The 13,792-nt window shown below is 71.9% G+C and carries 16 protein-coding genes; 6 read left to right on the forward strand and 10 right to left on the reverse strand.

Going from position 1 to position 13,792, the window contains the following annotated elements; all coding sequences use genetic code 11:
• Positions 1–15: 15 nt before the first annotated feature.
• On the reverse strand, positions 16–1,812 hold the full coding sequence (locus ACF08B_RS27870; RefSeq protein WP_392319910.1) for a DAK2 domain-containing protein: 1,797 nt from the start codon (positions 1,810–1,812) through the stop codon (positions 16–18).
• A gap of 259 nt (positions 1,813–2,071) precedes the next feature.
• Between ACF08B_RS27870 and rpmB the strand changes: the two genes are divergently transcribed.
• A complete protein-coding gene (rpmB, locus tag ACF08B_RS27875) occupies positions 2,072–2,257 on the forward strand; it encodes a 50S ribosomal protein L28 (protein WP_004924906.1) in 186 nt (61 codons plus the stop codon).
• Positions 2,258–2,412: 155 nt separating this feature from the next.
• Here rpmB and thiD read toward each other — a convergent pair whose 3' ends face one another.
• Together thiD and ACF08B_RS27885 are read right to left on the reverse strand one after the other, a co-directional pair.
• On the reverse strand, positions 2,413–3,201 hold the full coding sequence (thiD, locus tag ACF08B_RS27880) for a bifunctional hydroxymethylpyrimidine kinase/phosphomethylpyrimidine kinase (RefSeq protein WP_392319911.1): 789 nt from the start codon (positions 3,199–3,201) through the stop codon (positions 2,413–2,415).
• Positions 3,198–4,163, reverse strand: coding sequence for a thiamine-phosphate kinase (locus ACF08B_RS27885; protein WP_073889890.1), 966 nt, complete (start codon positions 4,161–4,163; stop codon positions 3,198–3,200). Before ACF08B_RS27885 ends, thiD begins: the two co-directional genes overlap by 4 nt.
• Positions 4,164–4,412: 249 nt before the next feature.
• Between ACF08B_RS27885 and ACF08B_RS27890 the strand changes: the two genes are divergently transcribed.
• A complete protein-coding gene (locus ACF08B_RS27890; RefSeq protein ID WP_003997603.1) occupies positions 4,413–4,646 on the forward strand; it encodes an Lrp/AsnC family transcriptional regulator in 234 nt (77 codons plus the stop codon).
• A gap of 20 nt (positions 4,647–4,666) precedes the next feature.
• Complete coding sequence (locus ACF08B_RS27895; RefSeq protein ID WP_392319912.1) at positions 4,667–5,185, forward strand: DUF3515 domain-containing protein; 519 nt, start codon at positions 4,667–4,669, stop codon at positions 5,183–5,185.
• Positions 5,186–5,194: 9 nt separating this feature from the next.
• Here the strand turns inward: ACF08B_RS27895 and ACF08B_RS27900 are convergent, their stop codons facing one another.
• The 3 genes from ACF08B_RS27900 to ACF08B_RS27910 form a co-directional block, all read right to left on the reverse strand.
• Positions 5,195–6,352 (reverse strand): D-alanine--D-alanine ligase family protein, encoded by a 1,158-nt coding sequence (locus tag ACF08B_RS27900; RefSeq protein ID WP_392319913.1) that lies wholly within the window; start codon positions 6,350–6,352, stop codon positions 5,195–5,197.
• A gap of 103 nt (positions 6,353–6,455) precedes the next feature.
• The gene (locus tag ACF08B_RS27905) at positions 6,456–7,466 is read right to left on the reverse strand and encodes an NAD(P)H-dependent glycerol-3-phosphate dehydrogenase (RefSeq protein ID WP_392319914.1); all 1,011 of its coding nucleotides are present in this window, start codon (positions 7,464–7,466) and stop codon (positions 6,456–6,458) included.
• Positions 7,463–8,260: a lysophospholipid acyltransferase family protein gene (locus ACF08B_RS27910; protein WP_392319915.1), complete on the reverse strand. Its 798-nt coding sequence runs from the start codon at positions 8,258–8,260 to the stop codon at positions 7,463–7,465. The genes ACF08B_RS27905 and ACF08B_RS27910 overlap by 4 nt, the downstream gene beginning before the upstream one ends.
• Positions 8,261–8,413: 153 nt before the next feature.
• Here ACF08B_RS27910 and cofC point away from each other — a divergent pair, with 153 nt between their 5' ends.
• Positions 8,414–9,052, forward strand: coding sequence for a 2-phospho-L-lactate guanylyltransferase (cofC, locus tag ACF08B_RS27915; RefSeq protein WP_392319916.1), 639 nt, complete (start codon positions 8,414–8,416; stop codon positions 9,050–9,052).
• Positions 9,053–9,220: 168 nt separating this feature from the next.
• Positions 9,221–9,424, forward strand: coding sequence for a hypothetical protein (locus ACF08B_RS27920; RefSeq protein ID WP_392319917.1), 204 nt, complete (start codon positions 9,221–9,223; stop codon positions 9,422–9,424).
• Positions 9,425–9,495: 71 nt separating this feature from the next.
• On the opposite strand, the gene ACF08B_RS27925 is transcribed toward ACF08B_RS27920, so the two are convergent.
• The 4 genes from ACF08B_RS27925 to leuC all read right to left on the reverse strand — a co-directional run bounded on the left by ACF08B_RS27925 (position 9,496) and on the right by leuC (position 12,802).
• The gene (locus ACF08B_RS27925; protein WP_392319918.1) at positions 9,496–10,152 is read right to left on the reverse strand and encodes an HU family DNA-binding protein; all 657 of its coding nucleotides are present in this window, start codon (positions 10,150–10,152) and stop codon (positions 9,496–9,498) included.
• A 136-nt stretch (positions 10,153–10,288) separates the two neighbouring features.
• Positions 10,289–10,519, reverse strand: coding sequence for a hypothetical protein (locus ACF08B_RS27930; RefSeq protein WP_392319919.1), 231 nt, complete (start codon positions 10,517–10,519; stop codon positions 10,289–10,291).
• A gap of 264 nt (positions 10,520–10,783) precedes the next feature.
• Positions 10,784–11,377, reverse strand: coding sequence for a 3-isopropylmalate dehydratase small subunit (gene leuD, locus ACF08B_RS27935; protein WP_093474408.1), 594 nt, complete (start codon positions 11,375–11,377; stop codon positions 10,784–10,786).
• A gap of 6 nt (positions 11,378–11,383) precedes the next feature.
• A complete protein-coding gene (gene leuC / locus ACF08B_RS27940) occupies positions 11,384–12,802 on the reverse strand; it encodes a 3-isopropylmalate dehydratase large subunit (RefSeq protein WP_392319920.1) in 1,419 nt (472 codons plus the stop codon).
• 209 nt (positions 12,803–13,011) lie between these two features.
• Here leuC and ndgR point away from each other — a divergent pair, with 209 nt between their 5' ends.
• Positions 13,012–13,728, forward strand: coding sequence for an IclR family transcriptional regulator NdgR (gene ndgR / locus ACF08B_RS27945; RefSeq protein WP_009320373.1), 717 nt, complete (start codon positions 13,012–13,014; stop codon positions 13,726–13,728).
• Positions 13,729–13,792 lie beyond the last annotated feature (64 nt).

A 13,792-nucleotide genomic window follows, 5' to 3' on the forward strand; every position in this document is an offset into this window, starting at 1 on the left:
GGCGGGCCGGACCGCTCACTCCACGCCGATGAGCAGCAGCGCGCCCTGCCGGCCGCCCGGGTACACGACGGTGTCCACGGCGAGGTAGGACTCGCGCACCCGGGTCTGGAGGCGGCCCGCGACGGTTGGCGGGGCCTCGTCGCCGACGACGAGGGTGACGAGTTCGCCGCCGGCCTGGAGCATGCGGTCCAGGAGGGTCTCGGCGGTGGCGGTGACGTCCGGTCCGATCACCGCCACGTCGCCGTCGATCAGGCCGAGGACGTCTCCGGCCTGGCAGATCCCGGCCGTCGTCCAGGACTGGCGTTCGGCGACGACGACCTCGGCGTACCGGGTGGCGCCCGCCGCCGAGGTCATCTGGACGACGTCCTCGTCGAACCGGCGCTCCGGCTCGTGCACGGCGAGCGCGGCGATGCCCTGGACCGCGGACCGGGTGGGGATCAGGGCCACCCGGATGCCCTCGGTGCGGGCCTGCTCGGCCGCGGCGGCGGCCGTGTGGCGCAGTTCGGCGTCGTTGGGGAGCAGGACCACCTCGCGCGCGTGGGCGCGCCGCAGGGCCTGCACCAGCTCCCCGCTGGCGGGCGGTTCCCCGGGGCGGGCGAGGACGGTGGTCGCGCCGGCCTCGGCGTACAGCCCGGCCAGGCCCTCGCCCGGTACGACGGCGACGACGGCCCGCTGGACGCGCTCGCGCGGCGGCCGTTCCCCGCCGGTGTGGACGTCGCCGAGCCCGAAGTGCGTGATCCGGATCCGGTACGGCCGCCCGGCCTCGACGCCCGCCTCCACGGCGGCGCCCGCGTCGTCGACGTGCACGTGGACGTTCCACAGTCCGTCGCCGCCGACGACGACCAGGGAGTCGCCGAGGGCGTCGAGCCGTGCGCGCAGCCGGGCCACGGCCGCGTCGTCGGCCTCCAGCAGGTAGATCACCTCGAAGGCGGGACCGCCCGGCTCGGCGCCGTCGGCGCAGCCGGCGGGTCCGGAGACGGCCGCGCGGGCCCGCGTGCCCTCCCCGGGGACGTCGCAGGAGGCGGCATCGGCGGTTTCGGAGGCGGCCGCTTCCGCACGGGTCCACGGTCCGGCCGCGGCGCCCCCGGGCACACCCGTCACGCGCGCGTGCGCGTCCGAGGCGGCCTGGGCGGCGTGCAGGGACTCGCGCACCGCCTCCCCGGTGAACGCCTCCACGAGCGCCCCCAGCACGGTCACCAGTCCGCGTCCGCCCGCGTCGACCACCCCGGCCCTGCGCAGCACGGCCAGCTGGCCGGGAGTGGCGGCCAGGGCCGCCCGCGCACCCTCGTACGCCGCCCGCGCGACGGTTCCGCAGTCGCCCTCGGCGCCCTCGGCGGCGTCGGCCGCGGCCGAGGCGACCGTCAGCACGGTGCCCTCGACCGGATGGGCCACGGCCTCCCGGGCGGAGTCGGCGGCCCGCCGCAGGGCCAGCCTGAGCCCCGTACCGTCGGGGTCGGCGGATCCGGGCCGGGAGTCGTCGGCGAGCACCTGGGCCATGCCCCGCAGCAGCTGCGCGAGGATCGTCCCGGAGTTGCCGCGGGCCCCGATGAGCGCCCCGTGGGCCATCGCGCGCACCGCGTCCGCGAGGGACGGCTCCTCGGCACCCGTCCCGTGGCCGGCGAAGACGGCCTCCACGGCGGTCGTCGCGGACTCCAGGGTCAGATAGAGGTTGGTCCCGGTGTCGCCGTCCGCCACGGGATAGACGTTGATCGCGTCGATCTCCTCACGGGCCCGCCCGAGTGCCCGGAGCGCCAGACCGCACCAGGTGCGCACCGCGAGAGCATCGAAGAATGTCTGCGGCACCTGCGGCACCTGCGCCTCCCTGAGCCGGCCGTACGTGGGACGCAGCGTAGACCCCGGGCCGGTCCTCACCGGAAGAGGGCCGGGGGCGGGGCCCTGAGCTGCCATGGTAGTTTCGTTGTACGGACGCAGTCGTTGTATGCTGCTCCGGTTGCCCGATCCGATCGGGCCATTCCCCCTGGCAACGCCATTCAAGGTCTCAAGTCTGATGATCTCGATCCCGGCATGCCGGGATCAACCGTAAGTGCATCTGAAGTCTTTGGAGTGACCCGTGGCTGCCAACTGCGACGTCTGCGGCAAGGGGCCGGGCTTCGGCAACAACATCTCGCACTCGCACCGCCGTACGCCCCGCCGCTGGAACCCGAACATCCAGCGTGTGCGTACCGTGGTCGGCGGGACGCCGAAGCGCGTGAACGCTTGCACCTCGTGCATCAAGGCCGGCAAGGTCTCGCGCTGACGCTACAGCTGAGCGCGCGGCCACTGCTTGGTTCGCTGCACGGAGCCGGTCCACCTGCGGGTGGGCCGGCTTTTTGCCGTTCCCGGTGATGTCACCGGGCCCCTTCCTCCTCCACGAACCGAGTCCCGACCCCCGGTAGGGGCCGGGAACCGTCGTCACACGCGGAACCGCCAGCCGTGGTCCACGGGTCCGATGCCCGCCCCGAGGGCGAATCCGGCGGCGATCGCCCCGGTGACGTACTCCTTGGCCGCGTGGGCGGCCTCCGGGACCGGCAGTCCCTTCGCCAGGCCGGACGCGATCGCGGAGGCCAGCGTGCAGCCCGTGCCGTGCGTGTGCCGGTTGTCGTGGCGCGGGGACCGCAGCCAGTGCTCCGCCGAGCCGTCCGTCAGGAGATCCACGGCGTCCCCGGGCAGGTGCCCGCCCTTGATCAGCACCCAGCGCGGGCCGTACTCCAGGACGGCCGCCGCGGCCCGGCGCAGACCGTCCTCCGACTCGACGCGCACCCCGGTGAGTTGGATCACCTCGTCCAGGTTCGGGGTCGCCACGGTCGCCACCGGCAGCAGCTTGGTGCGCACCGAGTCCAGCGCGGAGGCGGCCAGCAGCGAATCGCCGTGCTTGGAGACGCCCACCGGGTCGACCACGGCCGGCGCGTCCGTGCCGGAGATCAACTCGGCGACCGCCTCGACCAGTTCCGCGGAGGCCAGCATGCCGGTCTTCACGGCCTGGACGCCGATGTCGTCGACGACGCTGTGGTACTGGGCCCGTACGGCGGCGACGGGCAGTTCCCAGGCGCCCTGCACGCCGACGGAGTTCTGCGCGGTCACCGCGGTGATCACGCTCATCCCGTGCACGCCGAGCGCCAGCATGGTCTTCAGGTCGGCCTGGATCCCGGCGCCGCCGCCGGAGTCCGAGCCGGCCACCGTGAGAACCCTGGGGATGCTCATGACTCCATGTCTCCGAAGTGGTCCCAGCCGCCCTTGCTGGTCCAGGGCGCCCCGTCGACCGTCACCTGGGGCAGCGCCGAGGGGTTGAGGACCTCGCCGATGACCTTCCAGCGCGCGGGCAGCTTCGCGTCCGACGGGAAGGTCGCCACGATCGCGTGGTCCTCTCCCCCGGTCAGCACCCACTGCAGCGGGTCCACGCCCACGGCCTGCCCGATGTCGTTCATCTGCGTCGGGATGTCGATCGCGCCGGACCGGACGTCGATACGGACCTTGCTGGCCTCGGCGATGTGCCCGAGGTCGGCGATGAGACCGTCGCTCACGTCGCACATCGCGGTCGCGCCGAGCGCGGCGGCGGCCGGGCCCGCGTGGTACGGCGGTTCGGGGCGCCGGTGGGCCTCCACGAAGGCGCGCGGCGAGCGGAAGCCGCGGGAGAGCACCGCGTACCCGGCCGCGGACCAGCCCAGCCAGCCCGTGACGGCCACGAGGTCGCCGGGCTGGGCACCGGCGCGGGTCACCGGCTCCTGGTTGCGCAGATCGCCGAGCGCGGTGATCGACACCGTGATCGTGTCGCCGCGTACGACGTCCCCGCCCACCACGGAGGCGCCCGCGACCTGGCACTCGTCGCGCAGCCCGTCCATCAGCTCGCTCGGCCAGGTGACCGGGAGTTCGGCCGGGACGACCAGGCCGAGCAGCAGCGCGGTCGGCACGGCGCCCATCGCGGCGATGTCCGCGAGGTTCTGCGCGGCCGCCTTGCGGCCGACGTCGTAGGCCGTGGACCAGTCGCGGCGGAAGTGCCGCCCCTCCAGCAGGATGTCGGTGCTCGCCACGACCCGGCGGTCGGGCGCGGCGACCACCGCGGCGTCGTCGCCGGGGCCGACCCGGACCGCCGGGGTGGTGGTGAGACGGGAGGTGAGCTCCCTGATGAGCCCGAACTCCCCGAGCTCACCAACAGTGCCCTTCATTTCCCTTGGCTCCCCTTCTCTGCCGTGCCGTGCCCGGTCGCGCGTCATCAGTGTCCCCGATACGGTCGAGGTGACCGTCGGCGCGGTCGGAAATGGCCGTCGCCGCGGTCGAGGTGACCGTCAACTTCCGTCGTGCCTGCACCCTGGCGCGCAAGCCCGGTTCCCGCAGGTCTCCCCGCGGGGAGCGGCAACGCGATACCGTGGCGTTCCTTTTCCCCACATGATCCTCGTGGCCGCCCTGGAGGTTCCGTGGTACAGGCGTACATCCTGATCCAGACGGAGGTCGGCAAGGCGTCGACCGTCGCCGAGACCATCAGCAAGATCCCTGGAGTGATCCAGGCCGAGGACGTCACCGGGCCCTACGACGTCATCGTGCGCGCGCAGGCCGACACAGTCGACGACCTGGGTCGCATGGTGGTCGCGAAGGTCCAGCAAGTGGACGGCATCACCCGCACCCTGACCTGTCCGGTCGTACACCTGTAGCCCCCGTCTACCCTTGGCCGGTGAACTTCTTCCGTCACCGGCCCCTCGGCCTGCTCGCGCCGGCTCTGCTGATCGCGGCAGCGGGCTGCTCCACAACGGACGACAGCGCCGCGGTGGCGGTTCCCCGTCCCGACGCGAAGACGGCCGGGGTGTGCCGGGAGCTGCACCGTGTACTGCCGCAGAAGCTCGACGGACGGAGCCGCAACGACCCCGAGCCCCGGTCCGCCTACACGGCGGGCTGGGGAAACCCGGCGATCATACTGCGCTGCGGGGTGGTGCGGCCGCCGAAGATGATCGATCCCAAGGTGGCCGAGGGGGGCGACCCGGACGCGGTCGCCGGCGGTGTGAACGGCGTCGACTGGCTGATGGAGAAGCAAAACGACGGCACCTGGCGGTTCACCACGGCAGGCCGGACGGCGTATGTGCAGGTGAGCCTGGTCGACGGGATGTCCGCGCAGGACGAGGGGACGTCGGTCCTCACGGAGCTCGCCGCCGCCGTCAGGAAGGCGATCCCCGAGGGGATCGCCTCCATGCGGTGAGGACGCGGGTCAGCGCAGTCCGGTCGGGCGGCTGAGCGCCGCCTGCACCAGCCGGTCGATCAGCTCGGGGTAGCTCACGCCGGTGGCCTGCCACATCTGCGGGTACATCGAGATCGGCGTGAAGCCGGGCATGGTGTTGATCTCGTTGATGACGAACTCGCCGTCCTCGGTGAGGAAGAAGTCCGCGCGGACCAGCCCCTCGCAGGAGGCCGCGTCGAACGCCTCGACCGCGAGCCGGCGCACCTCGGCGGTCTCCTCGTCGGTGAGCGGCGCCGGGACGATGCCGGGCGTGGAGTCGATGTACTTCGCCTCGAAGTCGTAGTACGCGTGCGTGTCCGGTGCCGGGATCTCGGCGGGCACGGAGGCGCGGGGGCCGTCCTCGAACTCCAGGACGCCGCACTCGATCTCGCGGCCGCGGACGGCCGCCTCGATCAGGATCTTCGGGTCGTGCGACTGGGCCTCGGCGATCGCCTCGTCCAGGCCGGACAGGTCGTCGACCTTGGTGATGCCGATCGAGGAACCCGCGCGGGCGGGCTTCACGAACAGCGGCCAGCCGTGCTCCCCGGCGAAGTCGACGATCTTCTTGCGGGCGGCGGACTGGTCCTGGGCCCACTCGCGGGGGCGGATCACCACGTACGGGCCGACCTTGAGCCCGAAGGAGGTGAACACCCGCTTCATGTACTCCTTGTCCTGGCCGACGGCCGAGGCGAGCACACCGGCGCCCACGTAGGGCACCCCGGACAGCTCCAGGAGGCCCTGCAGGGTGCCGTCCTCGCCGTAGGGGCCGTGCAGCACCGGGAAGACCACGTCGACCTCGCCGAGCGCCTTGGGCACGGAGCCGGGCTCGCTGTAGACGACCTCGCGGTTGCCGGGGTCGACGGGCAGCACCACGCCGCCCTCGTGCGACTCCGCCAGGTCCGCGACCTCGGGGGTGCGGCGGTCGGAGATGGCCATGCGTTCCGGCTCGTCGGCCGTCAGCACCCAGCGGCCCTCCCGGGTGATGCCGATCGGCAGGACGTCGTACTTCGACCGGTCGATGGCGCTCAGGACGGCGCCCGCGGTGACCGCGGAGATCCCGTGTTCGGAGCTGCGACCGCCGAACACGACGGCCACGCGCGGCTTGCGCGACGGCTGCTCAGGGCTCTGGGGGAGGTTCTCGGTGCTCATATCGCGTTGAGAGTACCCGTTGGTATCCCCCGAGTCAGCGCCCGCCGTGCCCCCGTGGCCCCGCGTCGCCCGGGCGGTCGCTCAGCGTCGCTCGGGCGGTCGCTCAGCGTCGCTCGGGCTTCGCGCTGCGCGACATCAGCTCCTTGAGGGCGACCACCGGAGGCTTGCCCTCGTGCACGATGTCCACGACCGTCTCCGTGATGGGCATCTCCACCCCGTGCCGGCGGGCCAGATCCGCCACCGACTCGCAGGACTTGACGCCCTCGGCGGTCTGCTTGGTGACCGCGATGGTCTCCTGCAGCGTCATGCCCTTGCCGAGGTTGGTGCCGAAGGTGTGGTTGCGGGACAGCGGCGAGGAGCAGGTGGCCACCAGGTCGCCGAGGCCCGCGAGCCCGGAGAAGGTCAGCGGGTCGGCGCCGAGGGCCATGCCGAGCCGGGTGGTCTCGGCGAGCCCGCGGGTGATGAGCGAGCCCTTGGCGTTGTCGCCGAGGCCCATGCCGTCGGCGATGCCGACCGCGAGGCCGATGACGTTCTTCACCGCGCCGCCGAGTTCGCAGCCCACCACGTCGGTGTTGGTGTAGGGCCGGAAGTACGGCGTGTGGCAGGCGGCCTGGAGGCGCTGGGCGACCGTCTCGTCGGTGCAGGCGACCACGGCGGCGGCCGGCATGCGGGCGGCGATCTCCCGGGCCAGGTTGGGTCCGGTGACCACCGCGATGCGGTCGGCGCCGACCTTGGCGACGTCGTCGATCACCTCGCTCATCCGCATGGTGGAACCGAGTTCGACGCCCTTCATCAGGGAGACGAGGACGGTGCCGGGCGCGAGCAGCGGGACCCACTCGGCGAGGTTGGCGCGCAGGGTCTGGGACGGCACGGCGAGGACGGTGAAGTCCGCGCCGCCGAGGGCCTCGGCGGCGTCCGCGGTGGCGCGCAGGTTCCGCGGGAGTTCGACACCGGGCAGGTAGTCGGGGTTGGTCCGCGTGGAGTTGACCGCCTCGGCCAGCTCGGGGCGGCGGGCCCACAGGGTGACCTCGCAGCCCGCGTCGGCGAGGACCATGCCGAAGGCGGTGCCCCATGAGCCGGTGCCCATGACGGCCGCCCGGACAGGCTTGCTCACGAACCGGTCTCCTGTTCCTCGCCGCTCTGCACCTCGAAGCGTTCCCTGTCCCTGCCGGCCTGCGCCTGGGTCCGGCGCCGCTGCTCGATCCGTTCCCGGCGCGGGTCGTAGGGCGTCTCGGGGGCCCGCTCGCCGCGGATCTCCTCCAGCAGGCGGGTGACGGCCGCCATGAGGACCTCGGTCGCCTCCTTCAGCAGCTCCGGGGTCATCTCCCGGTCGTAGAAGTGCGACAGGTCGACCGGCGGGCCCGCCAGCACGCGGTGGGTCTTGCGCGGGAAGAGGTGCGGCTTCTTGGCGTACGGCGGCAGCAGTTCGTTGGCGCCCCACTGGGCGACGGGAACGACCGGGCACTTGGTCTGCAGCGCCACCCGGGCCGCGCCGGTCTTGCCCGTCATGGGCCAGCCGTTCGGGTCGCGGGTGAGGGTGCCCTCGGGGTAGAAGGCGACGCACTCGCCGCGCTCCACGGCGTCGATGGCGGCACGGAACGCGCTCAGCGCGTCCGTGCTCTCGCGGTAGACGGGGATCTGCCCGGTGCCCCGCATGGCGGCACCGACGAATCCCTTCTTGAAAAGGCCGCTCTTCGCGAGGAATCGCGGTACCCGTCCGGTGTTGTACTGATAGTGCGCGTACGCGAAGGGGTCCACGTGGGAATTGTGGTTCACCACGGTGATAAATCCGCCCTCGGCCGGAATGTGCTCCATTCCGCGCCAGTCCCGCTTGATCAGAACCACCAGCGGCGGTTTGCAGAGCACCGCTGCGAAGCGGTACCAGAAGCCGATTCTGCGGCGGGGCACAAGGACACCTTCCTCTAGGGCTGCCACCCCGGCTGGGGGCCGCACAAGTGTGGCCCCGGGGCGCCGGTCTGTCGAGAACACCGTACGCCCGACACGCTGGGCGTCCGCTGCCCCGGGTGACAATGAGCGCGACAAGAGAGGGACGGTACGCCGGTGCAGTGGACCTTGGTCATCCCCCTGAAGCCCCTGACGCGGGCCAAGAGCAGGCTCGCGGACACCGCGGCGGACGGGGTGCGCCCGGGACTGGCCCTCGCGTTCGCCCAGGACACCGTGGCCGCCGCGCTGGCCTGCGGGGCCGTGGCGGATGTGGCGGTCGTCACGGACGACGAGGTGGCCGGACGCGCGCTGGCGGCGCTGGGCGCGCGGATCGTCCCGGATGCCCCCGCGGACGGCCTGAACGCCGCTCTGGCGCACGGCGCGGCCGTCGTACGGGACATGCGCCCCCGCACACCGGTCGCGACCCTCAACGCCGATCTGCCGGCGCTGCGGCCGCCGGAACTGGCGCGGGTCCTCCGGGCCGCGGGGGAATTCCCGCGCGCTTTTCTCGCGGATGCCGCGGCACTCGGCACGACTTTGCTCACCGCGGCACCGGGTCTCGAATTGCGGCCGGCGTTCGGCACGGATTCCCGTGCCCGGCACCGGGCCTCGGGAGCGGCGGAACTCGACCTCGCGGACGTCGACTCGGTACGGCGGGACGTGGACACCGGGGACGATCTGCGGGCGGCACTGGCACTCGGGGTAGGCCCGCACACGGCGGCAATCTCGGCGGGACTCCTCATCCCGGGCACCTGACAGCGCCCCAAAGGGGCGCGGGGAACTGCGCGACCGGCCACCGCACACCCGCACCCGACCACCCACGGCCGGGACGAACAGACCACCGGCACCGGCGGGCAACTCGCGGCGAACCGGCGACGGACACCGGCCCGGGCGGCGAACCGCCGGAGGCACTACGCTGCTGCCATGCAGGCCACCGCGTACACGTACGACGCCGAGACCCGCAGCGGACAGGTGCTGCTCGACGACGGGACCCCCGTACCCTTCGACGCCCCGGCGTTCGACGCGGGCGGTCTGCGGCTGTTGCGGCCCGGCCAGCGCGTGCGGATCGAGACCGAGGGCGCCGGGGACGCCCTGCGGATCACCCTCGTGACCCTGCAGACCCTGTAACTGCCCTTGCACACGCCGCGGGCCGGGCTCCCGAGGGGAGCCCGGCCCGGCGCGTGAATGCCCAGTCGGCCTTACGACGTCGCCTTGCGGGCGGAGGCCTTCTTCGCGGTGGTCTTGCGGGCCGTCGACTTCTTGGCCGGGGCCTTCTTCGCGGTGACCTTCTTCGCCGGAGCCTTCTTCGCCGCGGTCTTCTTGGCGGTGGTCTTCGACGCGGTGGTCTTGGCGGTCGCCGTGGTCTTCTTGGCGGGCGCCTTCTTCGCCGTGGTCTTCTTCGCGGTGGCCGTCGTCTTCTTGGCCGTCGCCTTCTTCGCCGTCGCCTTCTTCGCCGCGGCGGCCGTGGTCTTCTTGGCGGCGGCCTTCTTGCCGGCGGCCTTGGCGATGGTGGGGGGCGGGCCGGACAGGCTGCCCTTGGGCGCCTTCTTCACCGAGACCTCGCCACCGCGCGGCAGCTTCTTCGAGCCGCTGACCAGGTCCTTGAAGCCCTGACCGGCGCGGAAGCGCGGCACGGACGTCTTCTTGACCCGAACACGCTCGCCGGTCTGGGGGTTACGGGCGTAGCGGGCGGGACGGTCCACCTTCTCGAAGGACCCGAAACCGGTGACCGAGACCCGCTCGCCCGCGACGACCGCGCGGACGATGGCGTCCAGGACATGATCGACAGCCTCGGCGGCCTGCTGGCGGCCACCCACCTTGTCGGCAATCGCTTCTACGAGCTGCGCCTTGTTCACGTCTTCCCCTTCGGAGACATCGCCAGAACGAAAGTGTTCAAGCTTTTTCGCACGTTAGGCAGATATATACCGCAAATCAAACACGAAACGGGCTTATCACCCTTGTGCCGCAACGGATTCGGTTGTCTCGAACCACTCAGAGGTCCTCGTCGGGGATCCGTCCCGCGTCGAGGTCCGCGGTGAACCGCTCGAGTCGCCTTGCCGCACCGGCGAGATCGTGCTTGGCCGCGGCCGTAATGACCAGCAGCTTCCGGGTCAGCGCCATCCGTACGCCCTCCGGGACTTGCAGTGCGCGCACTCTTGCGTGCGCTTCCTTGAGTTGGTTCGCGACCGCCGTGTAGAGCTGGAGTTGGCCGTCGTGTTCCATGCACAGATTGTGCCATCTGGGGCGAGTTGTCGCCTGCGCAGGGGGCAACTGCCGCCTCAAATGGCCTTCCAGGCACTTGCGGAGGACGCGAACACAGCACTCACCTACCCGAGCAACAGCCTTCGTAACGTGGGAAGTTGGGCTGACCGGCGCGGACGCGCAGGGCCGTTCGGGTGCAGACATGGCTGTACCCCCAATCGTGGCGATCGGGGGTACAGACGGGGTGTTGCGGTGGCCGAAACCGGCCCGTCGGGGCCGTGTGGATCAGGCCTGCAGCGTCCGCGGCTTGTAGGCGGGCCGCTCGCTCTCGAAGGAGGCGATGTCGCCCTCGTTCCGGAGCGTGATGGAGATGTCGTCCAGGCCGTTCAGCAGCCGCCAGCGGGAGTTCTCGTCCAGCTCGAAGGAGGCGGTGATGCCCTCGGCGCGCACCTCACGCGCCTCCAGGTCCACCGTGACCTCGGCGGTGGGGTCCTGCTCGGTCAGCTCCCACAGAGCGTCCACGACCTTCTGGTCCAGGACCACCGTGAGCAGGCCGTTCTTCAGCGAGTTGCCACGGAAGATGTCCGCGAAGCGGGAGGAGATCACGGCCTTGAAGCCGTAGTTCTGCAGCGCCCAGACGGCGTGCTCGCGGGAGGAGCCGGTGCCGAAGTCGGGGCCGGCGACCAGGACCGTGCCGCCCTGCCGCTCGGGGCGGTTGAGGACGAACTCCGGGTCCTTGCGCCAGGCCTCGAACAGCCCGTCCTCGAAGCCGTCCCGGGTCACCTTCTTGAGCCAGTGAGCAGGGATGATCTGGTCGGTGTCGACGTTGCTGCGGCGCAGCGGGACGGCCCGGCCGGTGTGGGTGGTGAAGGCTTCCATGGCTGATCAGACTCCAGCGGGGACGTCGGACAGGTCGGCGGGCGAGGCGAGGTGGCCCAGGACGGCGGTGGCCGCCGCGACCTGCGGCGACACCAGGTGGGTGCGGCCGCCCTTGCCCTGCCGGCCCTCGAAGTTGCGGTTGGAGGTGGAGGCGGAGCGCTCGCCCGGGGCCAGCTGGTCGGGGTTCATGCCGAGGCACATCGAGCAACCCGCGTGCCGCCATTCGGCGCCGGCCTCCTTGAAGACCACGTCCAGGCCCTCGGAGACGGCCTGCAGACCGACCCGCGCGGAGCCCGGGACGACCAGCATCCGTACGCCGTCGGCGACTTTGCGGCCCCGCAGCAGATCCGCGGCCGCCCGCAGGTCCTCGATGCGGCCGTTGGTGCACGAGCCTACGAAGACGGTGTCCACGTCGATGGAGCGCAGCGGCTGTCCGGCCGCCAACCCCATGTACTCCAGGGCCTTTTCGGCGGCCAGGCGCTCCGAAGCGTCTTCGTACGAAGCGGGATCGGGGACGGAGGCCGAAAGCGGCGCGCCCTGGCCGGGGTTGGTACCCCAGGTGACGAACGGCGACAGCTCGTCGGCGGCGATGACGACCTCGGCGTCGAAGACCGCGTCCTCGTCCGTGCGCAGGGTCTTCCAGTACTCGACGGCCGCGTCCCAGTCGGCGCCCTCGGGGGCGTGCGGGCGCCCCTTCAGGTAGGCGAAGGTCGTCTCGTCCGGGGCGATCATGCCCGCGCGGGCGCCGGCCTCGATCGACATGTTGCAGATGGTCATCCGGGCCTCCATCGAGAGCTTCTCGATGGCGGAACCGCGGTACTCCAGGATGTAGCCCTGGCCGCCGCCCGTACCGATCCTGGCGATGATCGCCAGGATCAGGTCCTTGGCGGTGACGCCGTCGGGCAGCTCGCCCTCGATGGTGATGGCCATGGTCCTGGGGCGGGCCAGCGGCAGCGTCTGGGTGGCCAGCACGTGCTCGACCTGGGAGGTGCCGATGCCGAACGCCAGCGCGCCGAAGGCGCCGTGCGTGGAGGTGTGGGAGTCGCCGCAGACGACGGTGGTGCCGGGCTGGGTCAGGCCCAGCTGGGGGCCGACGACGTGCACGACGCCCTGCTCGACGTCGCCCAGCGGGTGCAGGCGCACCCCGAACTCGGCGCAGTTCTTGCGCAGCGTCTCCAGCTGGGCGCGGGAGACCGGGTCGGCGATGGGCTTGTCGATGTCGAGGGTCGGGGTGTTGTGGTCCTCGGTCGCGATGGTGAGGTCGAGGCGACGCACCTGGCGGCCGTTCTTGCGCAGTCCGTCGAAGGCCTGCGGGCTGGTCACCTCGTGCAGCAGGTGCAGATCGATGTAGAGGAGGTCGGGCTCGCCCTCGGCGCGCCGGACGACATGGTCGTCCCAGACCTTCTCCGCGAGTGTCCTACCCATCGCTTTCCCTCCGGCCGGCGAACGTCCACCGGCCCAACTAGAGATCTTGAGGATGCGACGGCTGCCCCTCCGGGGCCCCTGAAAGTCGTGATTCCGGGCGTCCGCCGCACGGCCCTTGTGGTTCTCGGGCCGGGTGTGTGATTCCAGGGTGGCGCGTTCCACGGAAAATTGAACTTGCGTTTCACAGAGTGAGACGCGAGTATCGTTGCATGGACAACAGTAGCGGCGTCGGCGTTCTGGACAAGGCGGCCCTCGTCCTGAGCGCTCTGGAGTCCGGTCCGGCCACCCTCGCGGGTCTGGTCGGAGCCACCGGACTGGCACGACCCACGGCCCACCGCCTGGCCGTGGCCCTGGAACACCACCGCATGGTGGCACGCGACATGCAGGGGCGGTTCATCCTCGGACCGCGCCTCGCCGAGCTCGCGGCGGCGGCCGGTGAGGACCGCCTGCTGGCGACGGCCGGCCCCGTGCTCACGCATCTCCGCGACGTCACCGGCGAGAGCGCGCAGCTCTACCGTCGCCAGGGTGACATGCGTATCTGCGTGGCCGCGGCGGAACGGCTGTCCGGTCTGCGGGACACGGTTCCGGTCGGCTCGACGCTGACCATGAAGGCCGGCTCCTCGGCGCAGATCCTCATGGCCTGGGAGGAGCCGGAGCGGCTGCACCGCGGCCTCCAGGGCGCCCGCTTCACGGCGACGGCGCTGTCGGGTGTGCGCCGGCGCGGCTGGGCCCAGTCCATCGGTGAGCGCGAGCCGGGGGTCGCCTCCGTCTCGGCGCCCGTGCGCGGCCCGTCGAACCGCGTGGTGGCGGCCGTGTCCGTCTCCGGCCCCATCGAGCGCCTGACCCGCCACCCGGGCCGTATGCACGCCCAGGCGGTCATCGACGCCGCTGCCCGTCTCTCCGAGGCCCTGCGCCGCTCGGGCTGAGAGCCGGCCGACGGGAACAGAGAGGGAGGGCCTGCCTCAACGCCGCGGCAGGCCCTTCTCGCTC

Source organism: Streptomyces sp. NPDC015139 (assembly GCF_043079785.1).
In the GTDB taxonomy this organism is placed as follows: Bacteria; Actinomycetota; Actinomycetes; order Streptomycetales; family Streptomycetaceae; genus Streptomyces; species Streptomyces albidocamelliae.